The sequence below is a fragment of the Streptomyces stoeckheimensis genome, assembly GCF_045822005.1.
Classification (GTDB): Bacteria; Actinomycetota; Actinomycetes; order Streptomycetales; family Streptomycetaceae; genus Streptomyces; species Streptomyces stoeckheimensis.
Genome location: NZ_CP169550.1, coordinates 5,133,179 through 5,147,810 on the forward strand (window position 1 = coordinate 5,133,179; position 14,632 = coordinate 5,147,810).

12 protein-coding genes are annotated in these 14,632 nt (G+C 72.0%); 5 read left to right on the top strand and 7 right to left on the bottom strand.

The window, feature by feature from the left end; translation table 11 throughout:
* Positions 1-244: 244 nt before the first annotated feature.
* Positions 245-1,819 carry a hypothetical protein gene (locus ACE1OC_RS23470; RefSeq protein ID WP_407838656.1) on the bottom strand — a complete coding sequence of 525 codons (1,575 nt, stop codon included), beginning with the start codon at positions 1,817-1,819 and terminating at the stop codon, positions 245-247.
* Positions 1,820-2,127: 308 nt separating this feature from the next.
* Between ACE1OC_RS23470 and ACE1OC_RS23475 the strand changes: the two genes are divergently transcribed.
* A complete protein-coding gene (locus ACE1OC_RS23475; RefSeq protein ID WP_407838657.1) occupies positions 2,128-4,572 on the top strand; it encodes a serine/threonine-protein kinase in 2,445 nt (814 codons plus the stop codon).
* Positions 4,573-4,673: 101 nt separating this feature from the next.
* A complete protein-coding gene (locus ACE1OC_RS23480) occupies positions 4,674-5,168 on the top strand; it encodes a peptidylprolyl isomerase (RefSeq protein ID WP_407838658.1) in 495 nt (164 codons plus the stop codon).
* A gap of 59 nt (positions 5,169-5,227) precedes the next feature.
* Here ACE1OC_RS23480 and ACE1OC_RS23485 read toward each other — a convergent pair whose 3' ends face one another.
* Positions 5,228-5,638 carry a MarR family winged helix-turn-helix transcriptional regulator gene (locus tag ACE1OC_RS23485; protein WP_407838659.1) on the bottom strand — a complete coding sequence of 137 codons (411 nt, stop codon included), beginning with the start codon at positions 5,636-5,638 and terminating at the stop codon, positions 5,228-5,230.
* Between the two features lie 128 nt (positions 5,639-5,766).
* Here ACE1OC_RS23485 and ACE1OC_RS23490 point away from each other — a divergent pair, with 128 nt between their 5' ends.
* A complete protein-coding gene (locus ACE1OC_RS23490; protein ID WP_407838660.1) occupies positions 5,767-7,236 on the top strand; it encodes an MFS transporter in 1,470 nt (489 codons plus the stop codon).
* A gap of 25 nt (positions 7,237-7,261) precedes the next feature.
* Here the strand turns inward: ACE1OC_RS23490 and ACE1OC_RS23495 are convergent, their stop codons facing one another.
* Positions 7,262-7,834: a hypothetical protein gene (locus ACE1OC_RS23495; RefSeq protein WP_407838661.1), complete on the bottom strand. Its 573-nt coding sequence runs from the start codon at positions 7,832-7,834 to the stop codon at positions 7,262-7,264.
* A 207-nt stretch (positions 7,835-8,041) separates the two neighbouring features.
* Here ACE1OC_RS23495 and ACE1OC_RS23500 point away from each other — a divergent pair, with 207 nt between their 5' ends.
* Positions 8,042-8,668, top strand: coding sequence for a hypothetical protein (locus tag ACE1OC_RS23500; RefSeq protein ID WP_407838662.1), 627 nt, complete (start codon positions 8,042-8,044; stop codon positions 8,666-8,668).
* Positions 8,669-8,686: 18 nt separating this feature from the next.
* On the opposite strand, the gene ACE1OC_RS23505 is transcribed toward ACE1OC_RS23500, so the two are convergent.
* The 4 genes from ACE1OC_RS23505 to ACE1OC_RS23520 all read right to left on the bottom strand — a co-directional run bounded on the left by ACE1OC_RS23505 (position 8,687) and on the right by ACE1OC_RS23520 (position 12,864).
* Positions 8,687-10,330 carry a hypothetical protein gene (locus tag ACE1OC_RS23505; protein ID WP_407838663.1) on the bottom strand — a complete coding sequence of 548 codons (1,644 nt, stop codon included), beginning with the start codon at positions 10,328-10,330 and terminating at the stop codon, positions 8,687-8,689.
* 101 nt (positions 10,331-10,431) lie between these two features.
* Entirely contained in the window at positions 10,432-11,241 is an 810-nt protein-coding gene (locus ACE1OC_RS23510; protein ID WP_407838664.1) for an enoyl-CoA hydratase/isomerase family protein, read from the bottom strand.
* Entirely contained in the window at positions 11,238-11,699 is a 462-nt protein-coding gene (locus ACE1OC_RS23515; RefSeq protein WP_407838665.1) for a Zn-ribbon domain-containing OB-fold protein, read from the bottom strand. The genes ACE1OC_RS23510 and ACE1OC_RS23515 overlap by 4 nt, the downstream gene beginning before the upstream one ends.
* Positions 11,700-11,712: 13 nt before the next feature.
* Positions 11,713-12,864, bottom strand: coding sequence for a lipid-transfer protein (locus tag ACE1OC_RS23520; protein WP_407838666.1), 1,152 nt, complete (start codon positions 12,862-12,864; stop codon positions 11,713-11,715).
* 94 nt (positions 12,865-12,958) lie between these two features.
* Here ACE1OC_RS23520 and ACE1OC_RS23525 point away from each other — a divergent pair, with 94 nt between their 5' ends.
* On the top strand, positions 12,959-14,611 hold the full coding sequence (locus ACE1OC_RS23525; RefSeq protein ID WP_407838667.1) for a FadD3 family acyl-CoA ligase: 1,653 nt from the start codon (positions 12,959-12,961) through the stop codon (positions 14,609-14,611).
* Positions 14,612-14,632: the final 21 nt, after the last annotated feature.

The window sequence follows — 14,632 nt, forward strand, 5'->3', positions numbered from 1 at the left end:
CGCCGGCGGCATTCGTTGCGAGGGATGCATCGGATGCGGCGTGCACCGACCCCGGCACGGCCAGCCCCGCGAGCAGCGCTGTGGCGACGACGACGGCTGAGGTCAAACGGTGACGCACGGAATCCCCCGGATTTTGACGAGCTGAACGGCTGTTAGACCCGTGAAACCCCCGATGGGTTGTACGCCTCTTCCCGCAGGTTGGGCCGGTCGGCCGAACCTGCGGGGCGTCCTTACGGGATGCGGGTCACGGGTTGACGGTGAGGTCGTCCTGGCGGCTTTCGGCGTTGTAGTGCTTGCCGTCGGCGTCGCGGTAGCGGGCGATCCAGGTGCCGGTGCGGTCGGCCTCGAAGGGGTGCACGAAGGTGCCGTCGGCGGCGGTCTTGGAGTGGCCCTGGTAGGTGTAGTCCTGGCTGCCGGTGGGGCGGAAGTAGAACAGGACGGTCTGGCCGGCGTAGGCCTTGGCCGGGGTGCCGTGCTGGAGGGTGCCCTTGATGGTGAAGGTCTGGCCCTTGCGGACCGGTTCCGGGGCCGCGTTGAAGTAGGAGAAGGTCGTCGCCGTGCGGGTCAGGCGGACGGGCTGCGTGGTGGCGGACTGGGTGTTCGTCGTGCCGGGATAGTGGAGGCGCCAGTAGCCGTCGGCCTCGCCCGGCAGTGTCAGCCTGAACGGGGAGGTGCTGTTCGCGTACACGTTGAACGTCTTGCGCGTCTTCCAGTCCGTCTTGCCGTCGGCCGAGTACTGCGCCTCGACGCCGAGGGTTCCGAAGCCGGTCTGCCGGATGAGGGACCCGGTGAACGTCACCCGCCGTGCTGCGTCGATCGTGGCCGTGAAATTCGTGAAGGACGTGGTGTCGTAGAGCTGAACTTCTGTGGAGTCCGACGCGATTGACAGCCACGGATATGCCTTGTTGTTCGCCCAGGTGGTCTTGATCGACTGGCCGTCCAGGGGGGCGACTCGTACCTGCCGCTCGAACCGGCCGTCCGCTCCCGTCCCGGGCTTGCCGTCCAGGTCGCCGTTGAGGGGCGTGCCCTCGGGTACGGGCCTCCGCGTGCCGTCCGCGGCGACCAGCGAGGCCCGGCCCGTGAGCTTCGCCGTCGATCCGTAGACGGCCTTGATCTTCTGCGACGCGGGGTCGAGGACGATCTCCGCATTCTGGCGGTCCGTGGCCACGGACAGGAAGCGGTCCTCCGGGTCCATCTCCGGGGTGGCCTCGACCTTGACGTGCAGCAGGGTCGACTTCTCCGTGCCGCGGAAGGTGACAGGGGCGGCCAGCCGGCCCTGTGCGTCCGTGGTGGCCGTCAGGGAGATGCCCTCGCCGGTGAGGCTGACCCGGGCGTTCTTGAAGGGTGCGGCCGTCTGGGTCCGCGGGTCGAAGGTGGTGAGGTTCGCGGACACGGTGGTCTTCAGGTTGTCCAGGGACACCTTGCCCGCGGTGGGCGCGGTCATCTCCGAGCGGAGCCGGTAGTCGAAGTCCCCGCAGACGACGGGGGAGGACGCGTCGCCGACCTCGAGCGTGTAGATCCCGAGGGCGGACAGCTTCAGGGGCTCGGATATCAGGTCCCACTCGGGCGCACCGTCCGGGTGGTGCTCCGTGCGGAACTTGCTGACCGACGCGATGCGCTGCCCCGTCTTCTTGTCCCGCACGTAAACGGCGGCGGGCTTGGGCATGTCCCACACGCCCTTGACGAGAATGGCCCCCTCACGGGTGGTCTCCATCCCCTGGAGACAGTTCGCACCGGCGGCGTGCGCCACCCCCGGCACGGACAGCCCGCCGAGTGCTGCCGCGGCGATGACGATGGCTGAGCTCAGGCGGTGGCGCATGGATCCCCCGGGTGTTGACGAAACGAACGGGGGCTAGACCCTCGGCATCGCCGAAGGGTTGTACGGCTTTGCCCGCACCCCGTGCGCGACCACCCGCCGTGCCGGGGCCGGACCGGGCGCGGGCCTGACAGAATCGGGGGTGCGCGACCCGGGCCGACCCCCGGAGTGAGACGCTGCACGGGGCAGGGACCCGCGGCGGCTCGCGCGCATCCGGTGACGTGACGGCGATGACGGCGACGCCACCGGCGATGGCTGGAAGAGCGGGGACCGCGAGGGACCCCGTACGGGGATGGGTGTGGAGGCGAGTGGTGGAGCAGCTGACGCAGCACGACCCGAGACGGATCGGCCCCTTCGAGGTGCTGGGACGGCTCGGCGCCGGCGGCATGGGGCTGGTCTATCTCGCCCGGTCGGCGTCCGGACGCCGGGTGGCGATCAAGACGGTGCGCACCGAGCTCGCCGAGGACCAGCTGTTCCGCGTCCGCTTCACCCGTGAGGTGGAGGCGGCCCGCGCCGTCTCCGGCTTCTACACCGCGGCCGTCGTCGACGCCGACCCGCGCGCGGCCGTGCCGTGGCTGGCGACCGCGTACGTACCGGCGCCCTCCCTGGAGGAGATCGTCCACGAGTGCGGGCCCATGCCCGCCCAGGCCGTACGGTGGCTCGCCGCGGGCATCGCCGAGGCGCTCCAGTCGATCCACGGGGCGGGCCTGGTCCACCGCGACCTGAAGCCCTCCAACGTGCTCGTCGTCGAGGACGGCCCGCGCGTGATCGACTTCGGCATCGCCAGCGGGGTCTCCAACACCCGCCTGACCATGACGAACGTCGCCGTCGGCACCCCCGCGTACATGTCGCCGGAGCAGGCGAAGGACTCGCGCAGCGTCAAGGGCGCCAGCGACGTGTTCTCGCTCGGCTCCACGCTGGTCTTCGCCGCCACCGGGCACCCGCCGTACCACGGGGCGAACCCGGTGGAGACGGTCTTCATGCTGCTCCGCGAGGGCCCGAACCTGGAGGGGCTCCCCGACGAGCTCCGCCCGCTGATCGACTCCTGCATGCAGATGGACGCCACGCAGCGGCCGACCCCGGCCGACCTGCAGGCGCAGCTCGCCCCGCACCTCTTCGAGGGCGGCGACGAGAGCGGTACCGCTTCGGCGTGGCTGCCCGAGCGGGCCGTCGCGATGATCGAGGCCCGGCGGGCCGGCCACCGCAACGCCGCCGCCGCGGCGGCTGCGGCCGCGGTGCCGAAGCCGGGGATTCCCCGGGCCGGAGTCTCCGCGCCCATCCAGAGCGTCGGTCCCGCGTCGGGTCATGCGTCCGGTCCCGCCTCCGGTCCCGCCACGCACCGCAGCCGGCGCGGCGGAGCCGACCCCTGGACCGACCCGCGGACCGGCCAGGCCGTCCCGCAGCGGCCCGAGCACCCCCCGATGGCACCCTCGGGCGAGCCGGTCCGGCTCGGCGGTTCCCCGGTGCCGATCGGCCCCGGCCCGCAGGCCTCCGCCTCGGCTCCGGCCGGCCACGCCGCCGCCGCGGACTCGGCGACCGGCTGGATCCGCCCGCCCGGTGGCGGCCCGGTGGCGGCCCCCGCGTCCGTGGCCGTCGTACCGAACCCCGGCCCGGCCCCCGACAGCGGCCGGTGGCGGCCCTGGCGGTTCCGGATGTCGAACGAGGTCTGGGGCACCCCGACCGTCGCCGGCGACCTGCTCTACGTCACCTCCTTCGAGGTGCACGCCCTGGACGTGGCCAGCGGCCGCCGCCAGTTCAAGACCCGGGACGTCGCCTGGTCCATGGCCGTCTCCGACGGGCGCATCCACGCCTCCGACGGCCCCTCCCTCTACGCCCTCGACGCCGGCGACGGCTCCGAGCGGTGGCGGCTGTCCGCCGATGCCTGGGTGTACGCCCTGCGCGCCGACCGGGGCACCGTCGTCACCGCCACGCGCGGAGGCGGCGTACAGGCCTGGGAGTCGTCCAGCGGGCACAAGCTGTGGGAGCTGTCCGGCGCGCAGAGCGAGTTCGAGACCACCGAGGCGGCCCCCGTCCTGCACGACGGCACGGTCTACGTGTGGCAGGACGCCCGGCTGCGCGCCCTGGACGCCCGCTCCGGCCGCGAGTCCTGGTCGTATCCGGTCGGCGACGCCGGCTCCTGCGGGAACGTGCCCGTACGGGTCACGCCCGCCCCCGACGGCAACGTCTACGTCGCCGCCGGCACCCGGGTGATCTCCATCGACCGGGCCTCGGGCCGGGTCCGCTGGCACTTCGAGGCCCCCGCCGTGTTCCTCGCGCCCCCGGCCTTCGCCCCGGGCGCGGCCGTGACGGGCGGCGGGGTCTACCTCGCGGACTACCTGGGCACCGTCTACGCCCTGGACGCGGCCACCGGCAAGGACCGCTGGCGCATCGCCACCGAGCCCCGGCAGTCCGCCGACCCGGTCATCGTCGCCGCCGGCAACGTCCACCTGGCCGCGGGCAGCGCCGTGTACACGCTCGACGCGGTCACCGGGACCCCGAAGTGGCGGTTCGCGGCGGGCGGTGAGATCACCGGTTCCCCGGCGGTCGCGGACGGCCGCGTCCACTTCGGATCGGCCGACCACTGCCTGTACACCCTCGATGCGGCGGGTGGCCAGCTCCGCTGGAAGCTGGCCACCGGCGGGGAGATCACCGGCGCCCCGGTGGCCGAGGCGGGCGTGGTCTACGCGTGCAGCAAGGACCGCTGCGTCTACGCCCTGGACGCCGCCAAGGGCACGGGGACCCGTACGGGCGGATGACCCGGCTCAGCCGCCGCCTGAGCTGGGGCTGAGCCGTCCGGGGGCCCGGTCGTGGCCCCCTAGGGGTCGCGCACCGCACCAGGAGTGACAGGATGGACCCCATGAGCAACGTATTCTTCGACATCAAGATCGACGGCGCGGACGCCGGTCGCATCGTCTTCAACCTCTTCGACGAGGTCGTCCCGAAGACCGCCCAGAACTTCCGCGAGCTGTGCACCGGCCAGAACGGCTTCGGCTACGCCGGCTCCGGCTTCCACCGCGTCATCCCGCAGTTCATGCTGCAGGGCGGTGACTTCACCAACCACAACGGCACGGGCGGCAAGAGCATCTACGGCGAGAAGTTCGCCGACGAGAACTTCAACCTGAAGCACGACCGCAAGTACCTGCTGTCGATGGCGAACGCCGGCAAGAACACCAACGGCTCGCAGTTCTTCATCACCACCGTCCTCACCCCGTGGCTCGACGGCAAGCACGTCGTCTTCGGCGAGGTCGTCTCGGGCCAGGAGCTCGTCGACCAGATCGAGAAGCTCGGCACTCCCTCGGGCGCCACGCGCGGCAAGATCGAGATCGCGGCGTCCGGCGTCGTCGAGGCCTGATCCCCACCCCGCCCGCAACGGCTGGCCGGCCCCGCCCCCTCAGGGGGACGGGGCCGCCGTCATGTCCGGGCGGAAGCGCCCATCACGTTGCGAACGTCCTCGCTGCTTTCGGTCATGTCGCGCAGGACCGATTCCATGGTGGCGGAGGACCGGGCGAAGAGTTCCCGGCCGGCCGGTGTGAGCTGGGCGTCGAAACCCCTCCGGTCGGTGGAGCACGGGCGTCGCTCGACGTATCCGGCATCGATCATCTGGGCCAGCAGGCGTGAGACCTGCGGCTGGCTTCTCGATACTCGGGAGCTGAGCTCACCGGCACGGATCCAGCCGTCCGCGCGCATCATCACGTCCATGATCTCGAAGGCGCTGGCGCACAGGCCGTGGTGCTCGGCCAGGACGCGTTCGGCGGCCTGATTGATCTGCGCGCAGGCGCGGGCCACCGACACCCATCGATCGGTCAGTGCTGTCTCTGTCACGCCCTCATCGTAGGTTCGCGAACCCGCCTTGTCGATGCAGGCGCATGAATGTACTGTGCGGGACCAAGATCGATGCATTCGCATGCATCGATCACCAGGGCCACACCCACCCAGACGAAGGAGACGTGGTGACCGAGCAGACGCTGGCACCCCAGAAAGCCGGGCCGGACGCGGAAGAAGCGCCCGCCCAGGCCCCCGGCAAAGCCCCCTGGACCACCCTCGTGGTGGTCGGCGTCGCCCAGCTGATGGTCATGCTGGACTCGACGGTCGTGAACGTGGCGCTGCCCTCGATCGGGGCCCAGCTGCCCGCCGATCCGGCCGCCCTGCAGTGGACCGTCAGCGCGTACGTCCTGATGCTCGGCAGCCTGCTGCTCTTCGGCGGTCGCGTCTCCGACGTCTTCGGCCGCCGCCGCACCTTCGTCACCGGCCTCTCGGTCTTCGCCGTGGCCTCCGTGCTCTGCGGCACCGCCGGCAACCAGGAGCTCCTCGTCGCGGGCCGCGCCCTCCAGGGCGCCGGAGCCGCACTGCTCTCCGCGGCCGCCCTCTCCATCGTCCTGGCGGTCTACCAGGACGAGGAGCAGCGCAAGATCGCACTGACCGCCTGGAGCGGCCTGGGCGTGATCGGCGCGACCATCGGTGTGGTCCTGGGCGGCCTGATCGTCACGGCCGTCAGCTGGCGCTGGGCCTTCCTGATCAACATCCCGGTCGGCATCGCGGCCCTCATCGGCGCCCTGCGCGCCATGCCCGCCCTCGACACGAGCAACGGCCGCACGCTGCGCCTGCCCTCCGCGATCGTGTCGACCGCCGGACTCGCGGCCCTGTCCTTCGGCCTGATCCGGCTGCACGAAGGGTTCGGCGACCCGACCGCCTGGTCCGGCATCGGCGCCGCCGTGGTCCTGCTCACCGCGGTGACCTTCATGGAGATCGGACAGGCCGACCCGCTGCTCCCGCTCCACCTGCTGCGCAAGCCCACCTACTGGCTGGCCAGTGTCGGCCTGCTCCTGGTCGCCGGCGTCATGATCAGCAGCTCGTTCCTGGCCGGCATGTACTTCCAGCGGGTCCACGAGATGAGCGCCTTCGTCACCGGGCTCTCGCTGCTCCCCATGGGCCTGGCGGCCCTCGTCGTCGCCATGGTCGCGCCGGCCATGTCCTACGCGCTGGGCCTGGGCGGCACGTACGTGGTCGGCGCCGCCCTGCAGCTCGTCGGTACGGGCGTCCTGGCGACCGGCAGCGACAGCGTCGCGCTGACCATCGTCGCGCTGGCGGTCATCGGCGCCGGCCTGCCGGCCTGCTTCGTCCCGCTGTTCGGCATCGGCACCTCGCACGTCAAGGCGGAGGAGTCGGGCGTCGGATCCGGGCTGCTGAACACCTTCAACGAGACCGGCGCCGCCCTCGGCATCGCCGTCATCGGCACCATCCTCATGACCTCGGTGGACAGCGGCCTCGACGGCGGGGACTCGGTCGCGGACGCGACCACCACGGGCGTCGGCAACGGCTTCCTCGCCCTGGCCGTGTGCTCCGCCGCCGCCATCGTGATCGCCCTCGCCCTGAGGTCCCTGACCCGCGGATCCGGGGCTGTTCGGCCGTCCCGCGCGTGAGGACCTGCCCGCCGGCCCCGAGGCGCTACGAGTGGTCCTGCGGCGGGGGAGGCCACGCCGACGGCGACGGGGGACGGGCGGGGTCCTCGACCGGTTCCGGGTACGGCTCCCGGTACGGCTCCTGATACGGAGCCGGATGAGGCTCCGGGACCGGCTCCCGGGCGACCCGGTCGCGGCGCCGGGGCCGTCCGCTCATCACGGCCGCCGCAAGGATGAGCAGCGCGCCGGCACCGAAGGCGTTGGCGACCCCGTTGCCGAGGCCCGTGCCGTCGCCGCCGACCGAGAGGCTCCCCGCGGCCTGGCCCTGGCGGACCATCCACAGCACGGCGAAGCCGAGGACGACGACCCCGGAGAAGGCCATGAGCAGCCGGGAGCGGAGCACGATCGCGAGGAGCGCGAGCAGCGCGGCGAAGAGGAACGGCAGCAGCAGCGAGCCCAGCAGGGCGGCCTTGTCGTCGGTGATCCCGGCGGAGGAGAAGAGCTCCTCGATGCGGTAGTCGCGTCCGTGACGGCCGTCGTACCAGGCACGGAAGGGGCTCCAGACGGCGGCCGTCGCTCCGATCAGACCCAGGAGCGAGCCGAGTACGTTGCGGATCATGCCCGGCCCTCCGGGGGAGTGGGTCTGGATCTCGATCCCGACGCTACGCCCGCCCCCGGAGTCCCGCATGCGGAGTTCTACGAGGGGAGCGCCGGGGGAACACCCGCAGCACCGGCGCCTCGGCCGGCAGGGCGGCCGTGCGGCCGTCGTGCCCTTCCCGCCCCTGGTAGCGTGCCGCCCGTTGTTCAACGGGGAGGGGTTCGGACCATGGTGGTCACGGGGCGGCGGGTCAGGCTCACGGCGGTGCTGATGGGCGTGGTGCTCGCGTTGACGGGGTTCTCGTCGACGGGCGGCAGCGGCGGGAAGAGCAAGAGCAAGAGCAGCGGAGGCGGGTGCTCCAGCTCCAAGAGCAAGTCGAAGAAGAAGGGCTACAGCGGTACGGGCGGCAGCGGCGGCGGCTCCACGGCCACGCCGACGGCCACGCCCACCGAGACCCGGCCGCTCGCGCACGCGGAGGTCGTCACCTGCGCCGGCCCGTCCGCGGCGAAGGCCACCGTCAAGGTCACCTCCGACGCGGCGGCCGGGCACACCTTCCGCGTCCCGCTGGTCTTCGAAGGCGCCTCGGGCCGGGTCGACTCCGGCTCCGTGGAGCTCGCGCTCAAGGCGGGCGAGAGCCGGACGGTCGACCTGCCGATGACGAACGCGGCCAAGGCGGGCGAGGTCCGGCGCTGCACCGTGGGCACGATCCAGACCGTCTCGACCGCCTCGCCCACCCCGACGGCGACCTCCGGCTCCGGGAGCACGAGGCCCTCCGTCACCGGCGGCAGCACGGGTGGCCAGACCCCGGGCAGCACGAGCAAGCCGAAGCCCGGGTCCACCAGGAAGACCCGCTGACCCGCCGGGCCGTACCGGCTACGGGGTGACGACGACCTCGTCCACGCGGCTGACGGCGTTGAGGTGCCGGTTGTCCGCGGTCCCGTAGCGGGCCTGCCAGGAGCCGGTCCGGTTCGCGGTGAAGCTCTTCCTGAAGGTGCCGTCGGCGGCCGTCGTGGACAAGCCCATCCAGGTCCAGGCCGTGCTTCCGGCAGGCCGGAAGTAGTAGTCGACGCGCTGGCCGGCGAGGGGCTTCCAGGTGGGGTCGGCGTGGTTGAGCTTGCCGGTGACCGTGATCGGCGTGCCCTTCTTGGCGGGTTCGGGCGCGGCGTTGAACTCCGGGATGGCCGTGTTGGTGCGCTCGAACCGGACGGCGGGCGTCACGGAGCCGGGGATGGAGGGGGTGCCGGCGTACCGGAGCCGTACGTAGCCGGGGCCCGTGTAGGGCAGCTTCTGCTCGATCTTGTAGCCGCCGGCGTTCCAACCGGGCTTGGTGGGGACGGCGACGCTCTTGCGGCTGGTCCAGCCCGTCTTGCCGTCCGCCGAGAACTCCACGTCGACGTTGAGCGAGGTGGTTCCCTCCGGGAACTCGCCGCGCCAGAACGTGCTCGACACGTAGACGTACCTGTCCGCCCCGGCCCCGGCCGTGAAGCCCTGGAAGAACGTCCCGGGCGTGACGTCCACCTTCAGGGTCGCCTTGGAGTCGAACCAGACCGAGTGGGGCTTGACGTTCAGGACGCCGTCCTCGGTGAGCCGCCTGGTGAGGGTGAACCGGCCCGTCGCGTCCGTGCTGCCGGAGTTCCAGTTTCCCGCGATGACCGGCATCGTGGTCGGCAGGGGCTTCCGCGTGCCGTCGGCGGACTTCCAGGTGGCGGTCCCGCTGATCTTCGCGCCCGTGCCGTAGGCGCCGGTCACGGTGGGGGAGGCCAGTGCCATGTCGGCTTCCACGGGTGCCACCGGGACTGTCACACCCTCGATGTCCCCGCGGCCGTTCAGCTCGGTCGCGAGGCTGAACTTCACCTGGCCGTCGGCCGGGGCCTTGAGGAAATCGGTGTGGGTGATCCGGAACTTCGCCTCGAAGTGACCCTGCGCGTCGGCGGTCCGCGCGGTGGTCTCCAAGCCCCTCTTGGCCGTGAAGGCGCCGCCCGCGTACGGCTTGGACGAGCCGTCGAGGGGGTTGTAGACCGAGAGGTCGCCGGAGAGAACCGTGTCGAGGTTCTCCACGGAGACCGCACTCGACTTCAGGTTCGAGATGACCGGGCGCTCCGTGTAGGACAGGACCCCGTTGTCCTCGTGGACCACGGTCTCGCCCGTGGTGCCGGTGTACTCGAGGTCGATGGTGTACGTCCCGATCTCGGGCAGCTTCACCGGGTCGCTCTGGAACGTCGAGTGCTGCAAGGGCTCGCTCCCGCAGTAGTCCCCCCACGTGCAGGGGGCGTCCGGCCGGCGCGTGAAGCTGGTGAGCGTGGCGAGCCGGGTGGGCGACCCCTTCTTTCGTACGTGCGCCTTGAGGCCTCGGGGCACCTTCGTTTCCACGTCCGAGGTGTTCACGATGACCCGCTCCTCCCACGAGCCCGTCATGACATCCGGGTAGGGGTCGGCGGCCCGGGCGACCGTGGGCACCGCCCAGACGGTGCCCACGGCCATCGCCGCGGTGAGAACCGCACTGACTCGCTTCTTCATGTGTCCCCCATCAATCCTTCGTTCTGACCGCATGGGAGACTGCGCACCCTGCCCGATGGTTGTACGGGGAACCGGCCGGGCTCCCCCGCACGCCGTCGCCGTCACCGCACCCGCGGCTCCGGTCCCGCCCCGCTCCGCCGCCCGGCGAACAGCTCCGCCTGCCGCTCGGGCGGCAGGTTCCCCAGCGCGATCAGCCCCGGAGCCTGCGCCAGCGCCTGCTGGAGCGCGGCCTGTTTCGCCGCCCACAGGGACCGTACGGTGCCCTGCACGCCCTCCGTCGGGAAGCCGGCCAGCGTCTCCGCCGCCCGCAGGGCCGCCGGGAGCAGCGCCTCGGGCTCCGCCAGCTCGGAGACCAGGCCGATCTCGTACGCCCGCCGCGCGGAGAGCCGTTCCGTCGTGCCCATCAGGGACATCCGGGCGGCCTCGCCGAAGGGCATGCGCTGCGCCATGTAGATCGCCTCGTAGGCGCTGACCATCCCGTAGCTGGTGTGCGGGTCGAAGTACGTCGCGGACGCGGAGGAGATGATGAACTCCGACTCGCCCAGCAGGTAGAACGCCCCGCCGCAGGCCATGCCGTTGACGGCGGCGATCACCGGTTTCCACAGGTCGTTCGCCTTCGGCCCGATGGCGACGAGCGGGTCGTCCACCGAGTACGGCGAGGACGGCTGCGGCACCTCCACGCCCCGGTCGATGCCCGTGCAGAAGGCCGCCCGCCCGGCGCCCGTCAGGACGATCGCGCGTACCTCGTCCTCGTAGCGGAACTCCCGCCACACGCGCGCCAGTTCGGCCGCCGTCCCGAGGTCGATCGCGTTGTGCTTGCGCTCCCGGTCCAGGGTGACGACCGCGACCCCGGTGGTCTTGTCGCGCTCGACGCGCAGGCCCGGACCGGCGGCGGCCCGGTCGGCCGTCATGACTTCTCCAGCACCCAGCGCGGCACCGCCATCCCGCCCGTCTCGGTGAACACCACCTGGACGCGCGCACCGATGCGCAGCCGCGCCGGGTCCATCGAGTCCAGCGGGGCGTCGGCGGAGGTGACGAGGTTGCCGACGAGGCGGATCTGCGGGGCGTCGGCCAGCTCCACGAGGATCACGTTGTACGGGGCCTGCGCGGCGTACGCGGGCAGCAGCGGCGGGTGCGGCTGTACGTACGACCAGATCCGGCCGCGCCCGCTCATCAGGCGCCACTCGGAGTCGAAGGACCGGCAGTGCGGGCAGCAGGGGCGGGGAGGGAAGCGCAGCTTCCCGCAGGTGGGCGCCGCGCAGGCCTGGATGCGGAGTTCGCCCTGGGCCGCGTACTCCCAGAAGGGGGCGCCGTCCCCGTCGGGGACGGGGAGGAGGAGCTCGTCGGCGGTCGTGGTGGTGGTCGTCATGGTCGGCGGCTCCTCAGGCTCGCAGCAGGATGGCGGACGTCGGGACACCCTCGCCCGCGGTCACCAGGCAGGTCGCGGCGTCGGGCACCTGGGCGGTGGAGATGCCGCGGAGCTGCTTGACGCCCTCGTTGATCAGGTTGAAGCCGTGCACGTAGGCCTCGCTGAGGCCGCCGCCGCCGGTGTTGATGGGGAGCCGGCCGCCGATCTCCAGGGCGCCGCCCTCGGTGAAGGAGGCACCCTCGCCGCGTCCGCAGAAGCCGTAGCCCTCCAGGGAGAGCGGGATGAGGGGGGTGAAGGCGTCGTAGATCTGGGCGACGTCCACGTCCTGGGGGCCGAAGTCGGCCTGCTTCCACAGGTGTCGGGCGGCGGTCCATGCGGGGCCGGACAGTGGGTCGTCGTTCCAGTAGTTGACCATGCCGTGGTGCTGGGAGGGCAGGCCCTGGGCGACCGAGTGGACGTAGACGGGCTTCTGGCGGCAGTCGCGGGCGCGCTCGGCGCTCACGATGACGCAGGCCAGGGCGCCGTCGGTCTCCAGGCAGTTGTCGAAGAGGCAGAGCGGGTCGCTGATCATGCGGGCGGTCATGTACATCTCGCGGGTCAGCGGGCGCTCGTACATCATCGCGGCGGGGTTCTCGTTGGCCCGGTTGCGGCAGGCCATCGCGACGTTGAAGAGGTGATCGCGGGTGGCGCCGTACTCGTGCATGTAGCGGCGGGCCAGCATGCCGATCTCGTCGGCGGGGCGCAGCAGGCCGAAGGGGCGCGTCCACTGGCCGGGTGTGGGGAGCTGGACGGCCGTGTTCTTCCACGGCCGCGGCCCCGAGCCGCGCTTGCGCGAACGCCAGGCCACGCCGACGCTCGCCTGGCCGGTGGCGACGGCGGCGGCCAGGTGGCCGACGGTGGCGCAGGAGCCGCCGCCGCCGTAGCCGATCTTGGAGAAGAAGGTGACGTCGCCGGCGCCGATGGCTTTGGCGACCTCGACCTCGTCGGTCTCCTCCATGGTGTAGGAGGAGAAGGCGTCGACCTCGGACGGGTCTATGCCCGCGTCGTCGAGTGCCGCGAGAATGGCCCGGCAGGCCAATTCCTTTTCGGACTGCGACAGTTGTTTGGCAAAGGCGGTCTGCCCGATGCCGACTATCGCCGTAGCGTCCTTGAGCGTTGCCGCCATCGCCACCTCCGGGGTGCACCAGTACTGACAGCCGCGAAGGCTACAGCTAATCTGACGGATAGTCAGCTACTGGTGTTGCAGGGAAGGGCGGACGATGACCGAGGACGAGCGCGCGCGCGAGGCCGGGGCCGTGGACACGACGGAGGACGGACGGGCCGATCTCGCCTGGACCAGCATCGGCGGACTCGTCCGGCACGCCGCCGCGCGCTACGCCGGCCGCGAGGCCGTCGTCGACGGGCGGGTCCGGATCGACTACGCGCAGCTCGGCGAACGCGTCGAGCGCGCCGCCGCCGCGTGCATGGCCGCCGGCGTGGAACCGGGGGACCGGGTCGCCGTCTGGGCGCCCAACACCCTCGAATGGATCGTCTCCGCCCTCGGAGCCGTCTCCGCCGGAGCCGTCCTCGTCCCCCTCAACACCCGTTTCAAGGGCTCCGAGGCCGCCTACGTCCTCCAGCGCAGCCGCGCCCGGCTCCTCTTCGTCACCGGCACCTTCCTCGGCACCTCCTACGTCGCCTCCCTGCGCCGCGCCGCCGCCGAGGGCGAGGGTTCCGGGCCGCTGCCCGGCCTGCCCCACCTGGAGCAGGTGGTCGTCCTGTCCGAGGACGCCCCGGACTCCTTCCGCACCTGGAAGGAGTTCCTGACGGGCGGCGACTCCGTGACCGCCGAGGCCGTCCGGGCCCGTACGGACGCGATCCCCGGCTCCGCCCCCTCGGACATCATCTTCACCTCCGGCACCACGGGCAGCCCCAAGGGCGCCGTCATCTCCCACGCCCAGTCCCTGCGCTGCTACGAGGTCTGGAGCGAGCTCGCCGGACTGCGCGAGGGCGACCGCTACCTGATCGTGAACCCCTTCTTCCACACCTTCGGCTACAAGGCCGGGGTCATCGCCTGCCTGATGCGCGGGGCCACGATGGTCCCCCAGCCCGTGTTCAACGTGGACACCGTCCTCGCCAACATCGCCGCCGAGCGGATCTCCGTACTCCCAGGCCCGCCCACCCTGCACCAGTCCCTCCTGGACCACCCCCAGCGCGACCACCACGACCTCTCCGCCCTGCGCCTGGTCGTCACCGGCGCCGCGGTCGTCCCCCTCCAGCTCGTGGAGCGGCTCCGCGGCGAGCTGCACATCGGCACCGTCCTCACCGCGTACGGGCTCTCCGAGGCGAGCGGCATCGTCACCATGTGCCGCCGCGGCGACCCGGCGGAGATCATCGCGTCGACCTCGGGCCGGGCCATCCCCGGGACCGAGGTCAGGATCGCGGACCCGGAGGGCGCGGCCCTGGCCGCCGGCCGGGCCGGGGAGGTGTGGGTGCGCGGCCACAACGTCATGCGCGGCTACTTCGAGGACCCGGTCGAAACCGCCGAGGCCATCACCCCCGAGGGCTGGCTCCGCACCGGGGACGTCGGCGTCCTCGACGCCGCCGGGAACCTGCGCATCACCGACCGGATCAAGGACATGTTCATCGTCGGCGGCTTCAACGCCTACCCCGCCGAGATCGAGCAACTCCTCGGCCTGCACCCCGACATCGCCGACGTGGCCGTGGTCGGCATCCCCGACCCGCGCCTGGGCGAGGTCGGCAAGGCGTACGCGGTCCGCCGCCCCGGCGCGGTCCTCACCGCCGACGACCTGATCGCCTGGTCCCGCCGGGAGATGGCCAACTACAAGGTCCCGCGCGAGGTGGAGTTCGTCACCGAACTCCCGCGCAACGCGAGCGGCAAGGTCCTCAAACGAGAACTCCGCACCCGCTGAGGACGGGTCGGCGGCCACGGC